The 14,634-nt window shown below is 59.7% G+C and carries 14 protein-coding genes; 13 read left to right on the forward strand and 1 reads right to left on the reverse strand.

Annotation, left to right across the window (positions count from 1 at the left end; genetic code table 11):
• The first annotated feature begins 74 nt into the window (after positions 1–74).
• The 13 genes from GTQ41_RS01200 to GTQ41_RS01260 all read left to right on the forward strand — a co-directional run bounded on the left by GTQ41_RS01200 (position 75) and on the right by GTQ41_RS01260 (position 13,116).
• Entirely contained in the window at positions 75–2,435 is a 2,361-nt protein-coding gene (locus tag GTQ41_RS01200; protein WP_047290780.1) for a TonB-dependent receptor, read from the forward strand.
• Positions 2,436–2,458: 23 nt separating this feature from the next.
• On the forward strand, positions 2,459–3,802 hold the full coding sequence (locus GTQ41_RS01205; protein WP_047290781.1) for an aryl-sulfate sulfotransferase: 1,344 nt from the start codon (positions 2,459–2,461) through the stop codon (positions 3,800–3,802).
• 181 nt (positions 3,803–3,983) lie between these two features.
• Positions 3,984–4,310, forward strand: coding sequence for a hypothetical protein (locus GTQ41_RS01210; protein ID WP_007952780.1), 327 nt, complete (start codon positions 3,984–3,986; stop codon positions 4,308–4,310).
• A gap of 379 nt (positions 4,311–4,689) precedes the next feature.
• Positions 4,690–5,505 (forward strand): energy transducer TonB, encoded by an 816-nt coding sequence (locus GTQ41_RS01215; RefSeq protein WP_047290782.1) that lies wholly within the window; start codon positions 4,690–4,692, stop codon positions 5,503–5,505.
• A 44-nt stretch (positions 5,506–5,549) separates the two neighbouring features.
• Positions 5,550–6,275 carry a MotA/TolQ/ExbB proton channel family protein gene (locus GTQ41_RS01220; RefSeq protein WP_041071117.1) on the forward strand — a complete coding sequence of 242 codons (726 nt, stop codon included), beginning with the start codon at positions 5,550–5,552 and terminating at the stop codon, positions 6,273–6,275.
• 1 nt (position 6,276) lies between these two features.
• Complete coding sequence (locus GTQ41_RS01225) at positions 6,277–6,678, forward strand: biopolymer transporter ExbD (RefSeq protein WP_003220570.1); 402 nt, start codon at positions 6,277–6,279, stop codon at positions 6,676–6,678.
• Positions 6,679–6,958: 280 nt separating this feature from the next.
• Positions 6,959–7,540 (forward strand): alpha/beta hydrolase, encoded by a 582-nt coding sequence (locus GTQ41_RS01230; protein WP_047290783.1) that lies wholly within the window; start codon positions 6,959–6,961, stop codon positions 7,538–7,540.
• 59 nt (positions 7,541–7,599) lie between these two features.
• Positions 7,600–8,520, forward strand: a complete 921-nt coding sequence (locus tag GTQ41_RS01235; protein WP_047290784.1) for a sigma 54-interacting transcriptional regulator — start codon at positions 7,600–7,602, stop codon at positions 8,518–8,520.
• A 260-nt stretch (positions 8,521–8,780) separates the two neighbouring features.
• A complete protein-coding gene (locus tag GTQ41_RS01240; protein WP_041071133.1) occupies positions 8,781–9,578 on the forward strand; it encodes a MetQ/NlpA family ABC transporter substrate-binding protein in 798 nt (265 codons plus the stop codon).
• 584 nt (positions 9,579–10,162) lie between these two features.
• Positions 10,163–10,828 (forward strand): amino acid ABC transporter permease, encoded by a 666-nt coding sequence (locus tag GTQ41_RS01245; RefSeq protein WP_041071136.1) that lies wholly within the window; start codon positions 10,163–10,165, stop codon positions 10,826–10,828.
• Positions 10,809–11,468, forward strand: coding sequence for an amino acid ABC transporter permease (locus GTQ41_RS01250; protein WP_217325410.1), 660 nt, complete (start codon positions 10,809–10,811; stop codon positions 11,466–11,468). The genes GTQ41_RS01245 and GTQ41_RS01250 overlap by 20 nt, the downstream gene beginning before the upstream one ends.
• The gene (locus tag GTQ41_RS01255) at positions 11,465–12,247 is read left to right on the forward strand and encodes an amino acid ABC transporter ATP-binding protein (RefSeq protein ID WP_047290786.1); all 783 of its coding nucleotides are present in this window, start codon (positions 11,465–11,467) and stop codon (positions 12,245–12,247) included. Before GTQ41_RS01250 ends, GTQ41_RS01255 begins: the two co-directional genes overlap by 4 nt.
• On the forward strand, positions 12,244–13,116 hold the full coding sequence (locus tag GTQ41_RS01260) for a transporter substrate-binding domain-containing protein (RefSeq protein WP_047290787.1): 873 nt from the start codon (positions 12,244–12,246) through the stop codon (positions 13,114–13,116). Before GTQ41_RS01255 ends, GTQ41_RS01260 begins: the two co-directional genes overlap by 4 nt.
• A 120-nt stretch (positions 13,117–13,236) precedes the next feature.
• On the opposite strand, the gene GTQ41_RS01265 is transcribed toward GTQ41_RS01260, so the two are convergent.
• Positions 13,237–14,433, reverse strand: coding sequence for an AAA family ATPase (locus tag GTQ41_RS01265; RefSeq protein ID WP_047290788.1), 1,197 nt, complete (start codon positions 14,431–14,433; stop codon positions 13,237–13,239).
• Between the last annotated feature and the right edge of the window lie 201 nt (positions 14,434–14,634).

The following is a 14,634-nucleotide window of genomic DNA, read 5'->3' on the forward strand; positions in this document are numbered from 1 at the left end:
ATCCATAAATAAATAACTTAAAAGAATATGCAGCGTTGAAGATGTCTGTGTGTTTTTTGACCAGGAGCCGCGCCATGAGTCCGTTGAACCTTGCGTCACCCTTAACGCCACGACGGCTCAAACGCCTGCCTCTGGCCCTGTTGCTGGCGGGGAGTGCCAGCTGGACTCAGAGCTACGCCGCCGACGCCGACACCCCACCGCCGGCTCCCGCCGGCAAGCCTGCGGCCAACAGCTCGCAGCTGGAAACCGTGACCGTCACCACCCGCCGTCGCGAAGAAAGTTCGCAAGACGTGCCGACGCCGATGAGCGTGGTCAGCGGTCAGACGCTGGAGACGCAACGGGTCTACCGGATTCAGGATTTGCAGCAACTGGTGCCCAGCGTCAACGTCGCCTACATGCACGCGCGCCAGTCCAGCGTGTCGATCCGTGGCCTGGGCAACAACCCGGCCAGCGACGGTCTGGAAGGCAGCGTCGGTCTGTACATCGACAACGTCTATCTGGGCCGTCCGGGGATGGCGGTGTTCGACCTGATGGACATCGAACAGCTCGAAGTGCTGCGCGGGCCGCAGGGCACGCTGTTCGGCAAGAACACCACCGCCGGGGTGATCAACATCAGTACCCGTGCGCCGACCTTTACCCCGGAACGCAGCATCGAAACCTCGGTTGGCGAAGACGGTTATTTCCAGACCAAGGGCACCATTTCCGGGCCGCTCAACGATGAACTGGCCGGACGTTTTTCGGCCTATCGCACCCGCAGCGACGGCGACATCAAGAACGAATACAACGGTCATGACCTGAACGGTGGCTCGCGTGATGGCTTCCGTGCGCAGTTGCTGTTCAAGCCCCACGAAGACTTCAACCTGCGCTGGATCGGCGACTACAACGAAGAGGATTCCAGCGCCGGCACCCGCGTGCTGTACAACACCGGGCCGACCATCAACGGCGTCAACCTCTACCAGTCGCGGGCCAATGCCGCCGGCGCGACGCTGGTCAACGGCTCGCACCGCAAGGTCAATCTGGACAACGATCAGCACGTCACCGTGCATCAGGGCGGCACGTCGGTGGAGGCCAACTGGACGCTGCCGAGCGATTTCACCCTGACCTCGATCAGCTCGTATCGCTTCTGGAATTTCACCCCGGCCAACGACGACGGTCTCAACGTCGCCGCGACTTACAACGCCGGGGTTTCTGTCGAAGATAAACAGTACTCGCAGGAATTTCGCCTCGCCTCGCCCAAGGGCGAGTTTTTCGATTACGTGGTCGGCGCGTACTACTTCGGCTCGGATCTCGACAACAAGTCCTTCGCCTATTACGGCCCGCAAGCCGATATCTGGAACGGCACGCCACGCGGCGCGCTGGCCAACATTGGCAGTGTCGGCAACGGCCACATCAAGACCGACAGTTTCGCCCTGTTCGCCCAAGGCACCTGGCACCTCACCGAGCGCCTGGACTTCACTGCCGGCGTGCGTGGCACCTATGAAGAGAAGAACGCCTGGGTCACCCGCGATGCGCCGGTTGGTGGCGCCACGGTCAGCGGCGCAGCGGCCACCGCACGTCGCGGACGCACGGGTGCCTACGACTCCGGCGATCTGAATCAGTACAGCTCCAGCCCGTCCGGACTGCTCAACCTCAGCTATCGCATCACCGATGACCTGCTCGGCTATGCCACGCTGTCTCACGGGGAAAAATCCGGTGGCGTGAACCTCGCGGTGGGTTCGGCGCCAACCGCCGGCGCCGACTCGCTGCTGATTGGCACCGAACGGGCCAACAACGCCGAACTCGGCTTCAAAAGCACGCTGTGGGACCGGCGTTTGCAGCTCAACGCCAACGTGTTCTGGACCCAGGTCAACGCCTACCAGACCAACGCCTACGACGACGTCAACCGCGTGCAATACCTGACCAACGCCGGTTCGGTGCGCTCACGCGGCGTCGAATTCGAAAGCACGGTGATCCCGTTGCGCGGCCTGACCCTGAACTTCAACGGCTCGTACAACGACGTCAGCTATCTCTCGTACAAAGATGCACCGTGCCCGCCGGAAGTCAGCCAGGCACCCGGCGCACCGGCCTCTTGCGACCTCAGCGGCCACCAGGTGGTTGGCGCGTCGAAATGGATCGGCAACGCCAACGGCAAATACGAATGGAATCTGGCCAACGGTCTGCAACCTTACGTCACCGGCAGTTACGCGTTCCGCTCCAAAGCGGTGGGCACGGTCGAGGATTCCGACTACGGGCAGATCCCGAGCTACGCCGTGGTCAACCTGTCCACCGGTCTGCGCGGCGATTTCAATCAGGGCCAGTGGGACGTTTCGCTGTGGCTGAAAAACGCCTTCGACAAGACCTATTACACGACGCTGTGGACCGGCGGCAACGGCGGTTATGAAGGCCTGCTCGGTACGCCGCGCACCCTCGGCGTAACCGGTCGCTACGACTTCTGATCCGTCATTCAAGGAGCTGCATCATGTTGCCAGGCAAAACCGCTTTAGCCCTGTTGTTATCCGGCGCAGTCTCAAGCACCGGGGTGTTCGCCGCCCCCAGCGTGTACCCGACCGGCGTCACCCGCTATGACCCGAACAAAGCGTTCAACCAGTACGTGATCTTCAGTGGCGCCGACAAGCAGACCCACTTGATCGACATGAACGGCAATGAGGTGAAAACCTGGCCACAGGCGGGTTTCCCGTCGGCGATCATCGACCCGCAACTGGTCGGCGGCGCGCGCGGGCATGTGCTGTTGCAACTGAGTGACAAGGATCCGGGCAAGCTCGGCTCCGCCGGTAACGGTCTGGGCAATCAGAGCGTCGGCGAACTGGACTGGAGCGGCAAAGTTGTTTGGCAGTGGGGCGACAAGGCCCCTGGCGGCGCAGCACAGCAACACCACGATCAGCGCCGGTTGAGCAGCGGCAACACGGTGGTGCTGGCGAACAAGGTGCATAAGGTCAAAGGCTTCAAAGTGCCTGAGGTGATCGACGATGCGATCTATGAAGTCAGTCCTGACGGTGCGGTGAAATGGCAGTGGCTGGCCTCGGAGCACCTGAACGAATTCGGCTTCACCCCGGAGCAATTGAAACTGGTGCACGCCAGCGAAAATCCGGATTACCTGCACATCAACAACCTCAGCGTGGTCGGGCCGAACAAGTGGTTCGATGCCGGCGACAAACGCTTCAATCCGGACAACCTGTTGCTCGATTCGCGCAATGCCAACTTCATTGCGATCATCGACAAGCACAGCGGCAAAGTGGTGTGGCGCCTCGGCCCGAACCTGCCGCTGATCAACCCGAAAACCGCGCAGAAATTACCGCGTCCGGTGGATCAGTTTGTCGGTCAGCACGACGCGCACATCATCCCCGCCGGGCTCCCCGGTGCCGGTAATCTGCTGGTGTTCGATAACCAGGGTTCGGCGGGCTATCCAAACGTTACCCTCGGGCTGATTTCCGGCTCGCGGGTGCTGGAAATCGACCCGCAGAAAAATGAAATCGTCTGGCAATACAGCGCAGCGAATTCGAAGCAGCCGGGTTGGGCCTTCTACAGTTCATTCATCAGCAGCGCGCGACGCTTGCCCAATGGCAATACGCTGATCGACGAAGGCATGAACGGGCGGTTTTTCCAGGTCACGGCCAGCGGTGAAAACGTCTGGGAATATGTCAGCCCGTATCTGGGCAAGGCGCCGGGCAGTGATGCAATCAGCAACTGGGTCTATCGCGCGCTGCCTGTGAGTTATGACTGGGTTCCGGCGGGAACGCCGCGTTCAGAGACGGCAGTTCTGGTGCCGGCCATTGGTGTGCAACAAACCCAAGTCAGCCGTTAGTTATTAAGGCTCTTCGGAATCGAAATAAGTTATGAGCGACATGAATAGTGTATATAGCAATATCGTTGATAAGTGCCGTGGACAATAAGTCAATGGACAACCATCCTGTGTGTCGTGAGTTTCCAGGAGGAAACTTGCTCTCATCGGAAGACACTTATCCAACGATAAAGGAAATCACGTTATGTCGAGCATTAATGGCAATTATGTAAACGCTAACGCTGGCGCCAAACTGACGATCACCGATGGTAACGATTCCAACGGCACCTTCAGCGGCAAGTTCAGCCAGAACGGCGTGAACTACGACATCGCCTACGGGCATTACCATTTCCAGAACAGTACCGGGCAGCCGACGATCATCACGTTCGCGGCGCTGAATGACGGCACTGGCTATCAGTCCTGGACGCTGTTCTCGCCGGATCACAACTATTCGAAAGTTCGCGCGGTGGGTTCGCGTACTAACTTTGATGGTGATGTTGTGGGGCTGGCCGGGGAGTTTGTGAAGCAATAAAAAATTCCGTAAATCGAAGGCCGATGCATTAAAAGTGCATCGGCCTTTTTGTTTGCCTTTTGAAAAGTTTTTCAACTATCACGTTGGTATTAGTTGTCACTGAATCCCGGGTCATCGATAACCCGATGCCTTGGATGAATACTTTTTATGCCGGGAAAGCATGTCGATTTCGGCGAATCGCTGGAAGCCTTGCGGCCCGTGGCTTTGGCGGAAATGACCGTTTTTCATATTCCATAAATGTCTATCCATAACATGAAAGATTACTTTCGGAGATAAGCCGCTGGCCCAATGATTGACCCATCGATCACGCCGTGGGGGATTCAACAAACGACGGATCGGCCAAGCGAAAGAACGCAAAGAGACCGCAGGGAGTAAATCAATGGGCAATGTCCAGACCGCCGCCAGCGCACAGGAATTGCTGTGGCGTCAGACACCAAGTGGCGAATTGGTCGATCTCGGCCGGCCGCATCGTGTGCCGTTGGGGCAGTTGCGTTTGCAGCGCGCGCCCAAGGGCATTCTGAGCCGTCGTGAAGCGATCCTGCTCGGCGTGCTGGCGCTGCTGGTGCATGGTGCGATGATCTACTGGATCAACCAGCATCCGACGCCGGCGTTGCCGATCGTGCCGCCGGAAATTCCACCGATGACCATCGAGTTTTCGCATCCGGCACCACCCGCGCCGCCCGTGGTTGAACCGCCGCCGCCCGCGCCGGTGGTCGAACCTCCGCCACCGGTTGAAGACGAGTTGGCGGTGAAGCCGCCACCGCCTAAACCGATCCCTAAACCCAAGCCGAAACCGGTGGTTAAACCGGTGCCGAAGCCAGCACCCAAAGCCGTGGAGCAACCACCGGCGCCGCCGCAACCGGCCGCCCCGGTCGCTGCGCCAGCGCCACCTGCACCCGCGGCTCCGGCTCCGGTAACGCCGGCCTCGGCCAACGCCGCGTATTTGAAGAACCCGGCGCCGGAGTATCCATCGCTGGCCCAGCGTCGCGGCTGGGAAGGCACGGTATTGCTACGGGTGCACGTGTTGGCCAACGGCAAACCGGGCGACATCCAGATTCAGAAAAGCAGTGGCCGGCAGCAGCTCGACGACGCAGCGCTCAACGCCGTCAAACAGTGGAGCTTCGTCCCGGCCAGGCAGGGTGATGTCGCCCAGGACGGCTGGGTCAGCGTGCCCATCGATTTCAAGATTCATTAAACCGAAACCTATTCGCGCTAAATGTTTACACGAGGGAACACATCATGACGTTACTGGCCTCTCCACTGGAATCCATCGAAAGTGCGGTGATCTGGCTGCTGGTGGTTTTTTCCGTTGCCACCTGGGGACTGGCGCTGCTCAAGGCTGTGCAGTTCGGTCGTCTGAAGGCGCAGGATCGCAAGTTTCATAAACGCTTCTGGGCGGCGTCGAGTCTCGACTCCGCCGCCGAATTGAGCGAAACCCAACCCGGCGCTGCGGCCCGGGTGGCACAGGCCGGTTACGCGGCGATTCAGGTGGGTGAGGCGCCGCAGGCCAATGATCTGAGCCAGGCGATCAACCATCAGGATCGCCTGGAGCGGGCCTTGCGCCAGCAGATCGTGCGCGAACGGCGTTCGCTGGAAACCGGTCTGGCGGTGGTCGCGAGTATTGGCAGTACCTCGCCGTTCATTGGCCTGTTCGGCACGGTGTGGGGAATCATGGAAGCGCTCAAAGGCATCAGCGCGGCAGGCTCGGCGAGCCTGGAAACAGTCGCCGGTCCGATCGGTGCGGCACTGGTCGCCACCGGTGTGGGGATCGCGGTCGCGGTGCCGGCGGTGCTGGTTTACAACTACTTTTTGCGGCGTCTGAAACTGACGGCGGCGGATCTGGATGACTTCGCCCACGACTTCTACAGCCTGGCGCAGAAGAGTGCGTTCCGCGTGTTGATCCACCCGACTGCAAACAAGGTGTCGGCACCGGGCAACGCGACAAAAGTGAAGGAGGCGTCCTGATATGGCCTTCTCCACGCAAGACAGCGACGAGGTGCTGAGCGAGATCAACGTGACGCCGCTGGTGGATGTGATGCTGGTGCTGCTGGTGGTGTTTATCGTCACCGCACCGCTGCTGACCAATGCGATCCCGATCAACTTGCCCAAGACCGAAGCGGTGGCACCGGTCGAGCAGAAAGATCCGCTGGTGGTAAGCATCGACGGCGCCGGCAAACTGTTTATCAACAAGGATGAAATCCAGCCGGACCTGCTGGAATTCAACCTCAAGTCAGCCAAGGCGAAAGACCCGGAAGTCCGCGTGCAACTGCAGGCCGACGACGGGGTGAACTACGGCGAAGTGGCGCGGGCCATGGCTTCGATCGAGCGGGCGGGGATTACCAAGTTGTCGGTGATCACGGCGCGGTAACAGGATTTACGTTTTTCCGGGGCCGTCTCCTTGGCAGGGTGCGGCCCTTTTTTTATCTCGATTCAAACCCACACCCGATCCCTGTAGGAGCTGCCGAAGGCTGCGATCTTTTGCTCTTGTTCTTAAAATCAAAATCAAAAGATCGCAGCCTTCGGCAGCTCCTACACGAAGCCAACCATATTTCTTTTGGGTCTTAATAAATAGCTTCTTATTCCTTAACGAATATAAATCCCGTCCCTATACTCGATCAGGAACAGACACGACGCAGGAGAGCTCCCCCATGCGCAACGAATCAATCCGTTACCTGATTGTGCCGGGCTGGCAAGGATCGCCAGAAGATCATTGGCAAACCCATTGGCAGAACAGCCTGCCCAACAGCGCCCGGGTGGAGCAGGCCGACTGGCTGACACCGCGCCGTGAAGACTGGGTCGCGGCGCTGGCCGAAGCGATTGCCGCCGACAGCACGCCAGTGATCCTGATTGCCCACAGCCTCGGCTGCGTCACCGTTGCGCATTGGGCGGCTACCGCGCCCGTGCAATACCTGCGGCAGGTGCGCGGGGCGTTGCTGGTCGCGCCGGCCGACGTCGAGCGCCCGTCCTGCGCACCGGCGCTGCGTAATTTTGCACCGATCCCGACGGACCTGCTGCCGTTCCCCAGTCAGGTCGTCGCCTCCGACAACGACGCCGCCGTCAGCGCGCCACGCGCGCTGGAGCTGGCGCGCGATTGGGGCGCCGAAGCGGGGATTCTCGCCGGGGCCGGGCACATCAACGTCAAGTCCGGGCACCAGCGCTGGGAGCAGGGTTTCGCTTACCTCTATCGCCTGCAAAACCGCCTGGAACTCCACGCGCGGCGTCGCGCTTGAGTGGTATTTTTTCTTTTTGATCGCCCCCGTCTCCCGGCGGTTGTGGGCGGGAGTCTGCCATGAGTTTTGAAGCGTTCGGTCAGCCGTTGCTGACCTTTCCCGATGCGGAAAAAAGTCCCCTGAGCATCCGTGCCAAGGCGCTGGTCTTCGTCGATCCGCGTTCGCGGCAGCTGCGTGAGGAGCTGGAGCACCTGGCACCGCGGACAATCTCGGTATTGATCCGTGGCGAGACCGGCACCGGTAAAGAGTTGCTCGCGCGCCACATCCACCGCGCCAGTGATCGCAGCGGTCTGTTCGTCTCGGTCAATTGCGGCGCGATCAGCCCGACCTACGCCGATGCCGAGCTGTTCGGCTATGCCGCCGGCAGTTACACCGGTTCGGCCAGCAGTCGTGCCGGCTGGTTCGGTTCGGCCAACGGCGGCACGTTGTATCTGGACGAGATTGGCGACTTGCCGCTACCGATCCAGATCAAACTGCTCGCCGCCCTGGAAAATCATGAAGTCACCCGCGTCGGCGCCCATCAGCCAAGCCCGGTGGATGTACGGCTGGTAGCGGCCACCAGCATCGATCTGGCGCAAGCGGTGGACGCGGGGAAATTTCACGAACGGCTTTATCACTACCTCAGCGAAGGGCAACTGGAATTGCCGGCGCTGCGCGAACGGATCGGCGACATCCTGTCGCTGGCCGAATACTTTCTCGGCATCTACAGCCAGCGCCTGGATCTGCCGGTGCCATTGATCAGCGAAGCCGCGCAGCACCTTTTGGAGCGCCACAGCTGGCCGGGCAACACCCGCGAGCTGGAAAACGTCATTCACTTTGCGCTGCTGGTCAGCACCGGCGATGAAATCCTCCCGGAGCACCTGAACCTGCCACAGACGCTGGTGCAGATCGAAAGTCAGCTCAAACAAATCCTGGAAAATGGCACCGCTGCCGATCAGCAGGCGCTAAAGCGGTTACTGAAAAACGCAGGCCTCGTGTAGGAGCTGCCGCAGGCTGCGATCTTTTGATCTTGCTTTCAGCACTTTTAAACCATTGAAAATCAAAAGATCGCTACCTGCGGCAGCGCCTTCATGGCTATCTCGCGTGTATGAACAAAATGGAATATCAACGTGAATAAACGTTATTGTCCGGGAATAAAAAATCCCGGTATTGTCCGCTTCACGCCAGAGATAGCACTTCACTGGCACTGGTATTAATAGCCGTCGCCATTCGCGACCGTGATTCTCGATAAGGACACTGCATGAAAAAGGTTCTGTTGTTTACCGCATTGGCGGCTGCTCTGACTGCTTCCCTGGCCCAGGCCGGCGAGAAACTGGTGGTGGCGGCGACTCCGGTGCCACACGCGGAAATCCTCGAGCTGATCAAACCGACCCTGGCCAAAGAAGGCGTGGATCTGGAAATCAAGGTCTTCACCGACTACGTGCAGCCGAACGTGCAGGTGGGCGAGAAGCGTCTGGATGCCAACTACTTCCAGACCAAGCCTTACCTGGACAGCTTCAACGCCGGCAAATACAAGGACGACAAGGCCAAGTACCTGGTGACCGTGCAAGGCGTGCACGTTGAACCGTTCGGTGGCTACTCGAGCAAGTACAAGAAACTGGCTGATCTGCCTGACGGCGCGACCATCGCCATCCCGAACGAAGGCAGCAACAGCGGCCGTGCCCTGATCCTGCTGCAGAAGGCGGGCCTGATCGAACTGAAAGATCCGAAAAACGCCCTGGCGACCCCGAAAGACATCGCCAAGAACCCGCACAACTTCAAGTTCAAGGAACTGGAATCGGCCCTGCTGCCACGCGTGCTGAAGGAGGTTGATCTGGACATGATCAACACCAACTACGCGCTGGAAGCCAAGCTGAACCCGACCAAGGATGCGCTGGTGATCGAAGGCGCTGACTCGCCTTACGTGAACTTCCTGGTGGCCCGTGAGGACAACAAGAACAGCGACGCCATCAAGAAACTGGCCGCTGCCCTGACCAGCCCTGAAGTCAAAGCGTTCATCGAGAAGAAGTACAACGGCGCGGTACTGCCGGCGTTCTGATCCGCCGCTTGAACCACCCCTTCAAGGTATGAAAACGCCGATGGCCAGTGAGGGTCATCGGCGTTTTTTTGTGTGCTCGATTTATGGGATCGCCACAGGATCTAAAGCCAGAATCAAAAGATCGCAGCCTGCGGCAGCTCCTACAGGGGAAAGCGATCTTTTGTAGGAGCTGCCGCAGGCTGCGATCTTTTGATCTTGATGTGTGGTAACTCAGGCCACCTGAGCCTTCAACGCCCGGCGCAACGCCACGAGCAATTTCACGATGTCCTGCGGATCCAGTCGCTGCGGCACTTTTACGTCCATGTTGTCTTCCTTGTAATGGTTTGGCCGGGGGAGTCTGGCCAAAAGCTGTTCGTCCTTGGAGGGCTTTCAGGCAAAAAAGATCCTTCCTACAGCGCAAGGGAAAATAGCCTTCTTATTCCTTCCCGGCAAACCCACAGGGTAGTTTTTTGGGTGATATCAATATGCTTTAACGGTATTTAAATACTTGTTTTTATACCTATAAAGTCAGCACCTGCCGGACAGTTACCCGCTGTCCATGGACTGCATGACCGTCGCTTACCGAGCGACGTCCAGGATGCTTCATGACTTTCGACTACGCCTTTATCCTCAGTACCCTGCCGGCCTTTCTCAAGGCCGTGGGCGTGACGCTGCAAGTCGGGTTCATTGCCATCGGCACGTCGCTGCTGGTGGCCCTGCTCAACGCGACGATTCTGGTGTTCCGCACGCCTTACCTGCAACGCGCCGTCGGCCTGTATGTGGAGTTGGCGCGCAACACGCCGCTGCTGATTCAACTGTTCTTCGTCTACTTCGCCTTGCCGGCGCTGGGGATCAAGGTTTCCGGATTCACCGCAGCGATCATTACCATGACTTTCCTTGGCGGTGCCTACCTCACCGAGGTATTGCGCGCCGGCATCGATGCGGTGCCGCAGGCGCAACTGGAATCGGGGCGCTCCATCGGCCTGTCCCACGGTCAGTTGCTGCGCTACGTGATCCTGCCGCAGGCGGGGATTCTCAGCCTGCCGTCGCTGTTCGCCAATTTCATTTTCCTGCTCAAGGAAACCACCGTGGTCTCGGCGGTGGCGGTGCCGGAAATCCTCTACACCACCAAGAGCTACATCGCGCTCTACTACAAGACCTACGAAATGCTCGCCGTGCTGACGCTGATCTGCGTGCTGTTGTTCTTGCCGCTGTCGCTGTTGCTCAGCCGCCTGGAAAGGAGGCTTCAGCATGGCCAGTTCGGGTCTTGAACTGCTCTGGGTGTCGTTGCCACAACTGGCAAAAGGCGCCGGGCAAACCCTGTCGATCTCATTCCTGAGCATCGCCATCAGCACGGTTGGCGGCGTGCTCTACGGCGTACTGCGCACGCTCAACGTGACGTGGCTGAACGCGATTCTGCGGGTTTATCTGGAACTGTTCCGGGCGATTCCGGTGCTGGTCTGGTTGTACCTGCTGTTTTTCGGCCTGCCGATTTTCTTCGGCCTGAGCCTGCCGAGCTTCTGGTGTGCGGTGCTGGTGCTGTCGCTGTGGGGTGCCAGCGAAGTCGGCGAAGTGGCGCGCGGTGCATTGCATTCATTGCCGCGCGGGCAGCGTGAAGCGGGACTGTCGATTGGTCTGAATGCGGCGCAACTGTACGGCTACGTGTTGCTGCCGCAGGCGCTGAAACGCATGACGCCGCCGACCATCAACGTTTACACACGGATCATCAAGACCAGTTCGCTGGCGGTGCTGATTGGCGTGGTCGATGTGATCAAGGTCGGCCAGCAGATCATCGAGCGCACCTACGAATCGGTGTTGATCTACGGCGCGCTGTTCCTGTTTTTCTTTTTTATCTGCTACCCGCTGTCGGCCGCCTCGCGCGTGCTGGAGCGGCGCTGGAGGCAAGCATGAGCGCATTGATCGAGTTTCAGGGTTTCAACAAATGCTATGGCGAGCAGCAGGTGCTCAAGGGCATCGACCTGCGCGTGCACAGCGGCGAAGTGATCGTCATTCTCGGCCCCAGCGGTTGTGGCAAAAGTACGTTGCTGCGTTGCCTCAACGGTCTGGAAGAAGCGCACAGCGGCAGCTTGAAATTTGTCGGTCGTGAACTGTTGGACAAGGCCACCGACTGGCGCGAAGTGCGCCAACAGATCGGCATGGTGTTCCAGAGTTATCACCTGTTTCCGCACATGAGCGTGCTCGACAATTTATTGCTTGGCCCGCTCAAGGTGCAAAAGCGTCAGCGCCGTGAAGCGCAGCAGCAAGCCGAAGCGCTGCTCGAACGCGTGGGCCTGGCGGACAAGCGCGATGCCTTCCCGCGCCAGCTCTCCGGCGGCCAGCAGCAACGCATCGCCATCGTCCGTTCGTTGTGCATGAACCCACGGGTCATGCTGTTCGATGAAGTCACCGCCGCCCTTGATCCGGAGATGGTCAAGGAAGTGCTGCAAGTGATTCAGGGCCTGGCCCGCGAGGGCATGACCCTGCTGATCGTCACCCACGAAATGGCCTTCGCCCGCGCGGTGGCCGACCGCATCGTGTTCATGGATGCCGGGCGCATCCTTGAACAGAACCCGCCCGAGATTTTCTTTACGAACCCGCAAACCGCACGCGCGCAGCAGTTCCTGGAGAAGTTCTCCTTCGTTGCAACACTGCCAAAAACGAATCCGACAAAGGAACTGGAACTGTTATGAAAACTGCCGCTTTTTTACTGCCCCTGCTCAGCCTTGCCTTGCTTGCCGGTTGCAGCAAAACCGAAGAACCGGCCAAGCCTAAAGTCGCCAGTGAAAGCACCGCGCCAGCCGGTTACCTGGATAAGATCAAGGCTCGCGACAAACTGATCGTCGGCGTGTTCACCGACAAGCCACCGTTCGGTTTCGTCGATGAGGCCGGGCGCTACGTCGGTTTCGACACCGACATCGGCCGGCGTTTCGCCAAGGATCTGCTCGGTGACGAGAACAAAGTCGAGTTTGTTGCCGTGGAGCCGGCGAGCCGCATTCCGTTCCTGCAGAGCGACAAGGTCGACCTGATCCTCGCCAACATGACCGTGACCCCGGAGCGCAAGGAGGCGGTGGAATTCACCAACCCGAACCTCAAGGTGGCGGTGCAGGCATTAGTGCCGCAAAGCAGTGCGGTGAAAAAACTGGATGACCTGGCCAGCCGCACCACCATCGTCACCACCGGAACTACCGCCGATATCTGGCTGACCAGGAACCACCCGGACTGGAAACTGCTGAAGTTCGAGAAAAACTCCGAGTCGTTGCAAGCCCTGGCCAATGGCCGTGGCGATGCCTACGCGCAGGACAATCTGGTGCTGTTCAGCTGGGCCAAACAGAACCCGGGCTACCGTGTGCTGGAGGAAAAACTCGGCGCCGAAGCACCGATTGCCCCGGCGGTGAAGAAGGGTAATGTCGAGCTGCGTGACTGGGTGAACAGCGAACTGGCGAAGCTGGGTGAAGAGAAGTACCTGCTCAAGCTATACGACCAATACGTGCGCAAAGAGCTGAGCGATGACACCCGGCCTGAGAGTGTGATTGTCGAGGGTGGCAAGTGGCAGGGTTGATTGGCCGATAAATCTGCGCTGACCTGAAGGTCCTCTTCGCGAGCAGGCTCGCTCCCACAGGGGTACGCATTCCAACTGTGGGAGCGAGCCTGCTCGCGAAAGCGCTCGCTCAGGCGCGGCTCAATCCGGCCAGTTCCACGCCGGCTCATCCAATACCCGCTGCCCGACAATTCCGGTCTGGCCGAAGGTTTTCTCCAGCACGATGCAGTTGCACTCCGGATCCTCCTGCAACGCCGAAATCAACCGCCGTGCATGGGACACCACCCACACCTGACACTGTTCCGACGCGCGAATGATCAAGCGCGCCAGCGCCGGCAAAAGATCCGGGTGCAGACTGGTTTCCGGTTCGTTGAGCACCATCAATGACGGTGGTCTTGGCGTCAGCAATGCGGCAATCAGCAACAGATAACGCAACGTCCCGTCCGACAGCTCCGCCGCCGACAAGGGTCGCAGCAACCCCTCCTGGAAAAACTCGATGGCAAAGCGTCCGCCGGCCAGCGGTGCGATGTTCAGCCGTGCGCCGGGAAACGCATCGCTGATCGCCACCTGCAAGGCCTCGGGGTCGCCGATTTCATTGATGGTCTGCAACGCGGCTGCCAGATCGCGACCGTCGTGGTGCAGCACCGGCGTGCGCGTGCCCAGTTGCGGCTGGCGCACCGGGGCGTCGGCATCGCTGCGAAAGTGATCGTAGAAGCGCCAGCGGCGGATGAACTCGCGCATCTGGAACACCTCTGGCGAACTGCGCAGGCTGCCGATCTGGTCGAACAGGCTGTCGAAGTTCTGCGTGTGTTGCGCCAGCACGTCCCAGCTGCGGGCTTCGCGGGCGCGGATCATCGCACCGTTGCGATCCACCAGCAGGCTGGCCGGGCGATAGAGCGGGCCGGCCCAGATGCATTCGCGCTTGATCTGCGGATCGAGGCTAAAACGCGAGGGGCTGGGCTGAGTGTCTCCCGGCAACATGAAGTGGCCGTTGGAGTCGGGCAGGCCGAGGCTGATGGAGTAGCTGAAATCCTCCCCGGCAAACCCCAGGCGCAGCCGTTTGACGCCCTGCCGCACCGTCGGCTCGATCGCCACTTCGCCGTTGCGCATGCGCCGGCTGATGGTTTCCGGCCCGGCCCAGAATGTCGAGTCCAGCCCGCCCTCGCGGGCCAGTGCATTGACCACGCCACCCTGAGCGGTCTCCGCCAGCAGGCGCAAGGCGCGGTAGAGATTGGACTTGCCGCTGCCGTTGGGGCCGGTGATCAGGTTCAGCCGGCCCAGCGGAATCACCAGTTTGTTGATCGAGCGGTAATTGGCCACCGCGAGGGTCTTGAGCATGAAAATCCTTCTCTTGAGGCGACCATTGTAGGAGCTGCCGCAGGCTGCGATCTTTTGATCTTGCTTTTGTAAAGTCAAAAGATCGCAGCCTGCGGCAGCTCCTACAGGGGAAATATAGAGATCGCGCGAGCGAACGTTGAACCCTGTTCTAAGCTCACAGTCGTATCGTCACTTGCACGTTCGTACACAGGAAGGAGTCTG

It is taken from the genome of Pseudomonas sp. AN-B15 (genome assembly GCF_019056475.1).
Lineage (GTDB): Bacteria > Pseudomonadota > Gammaproteobacteria > Pseudomonadales > Pseudomonadaceae > Aquipseudomonas > Aquipseudomonas parakoreensis.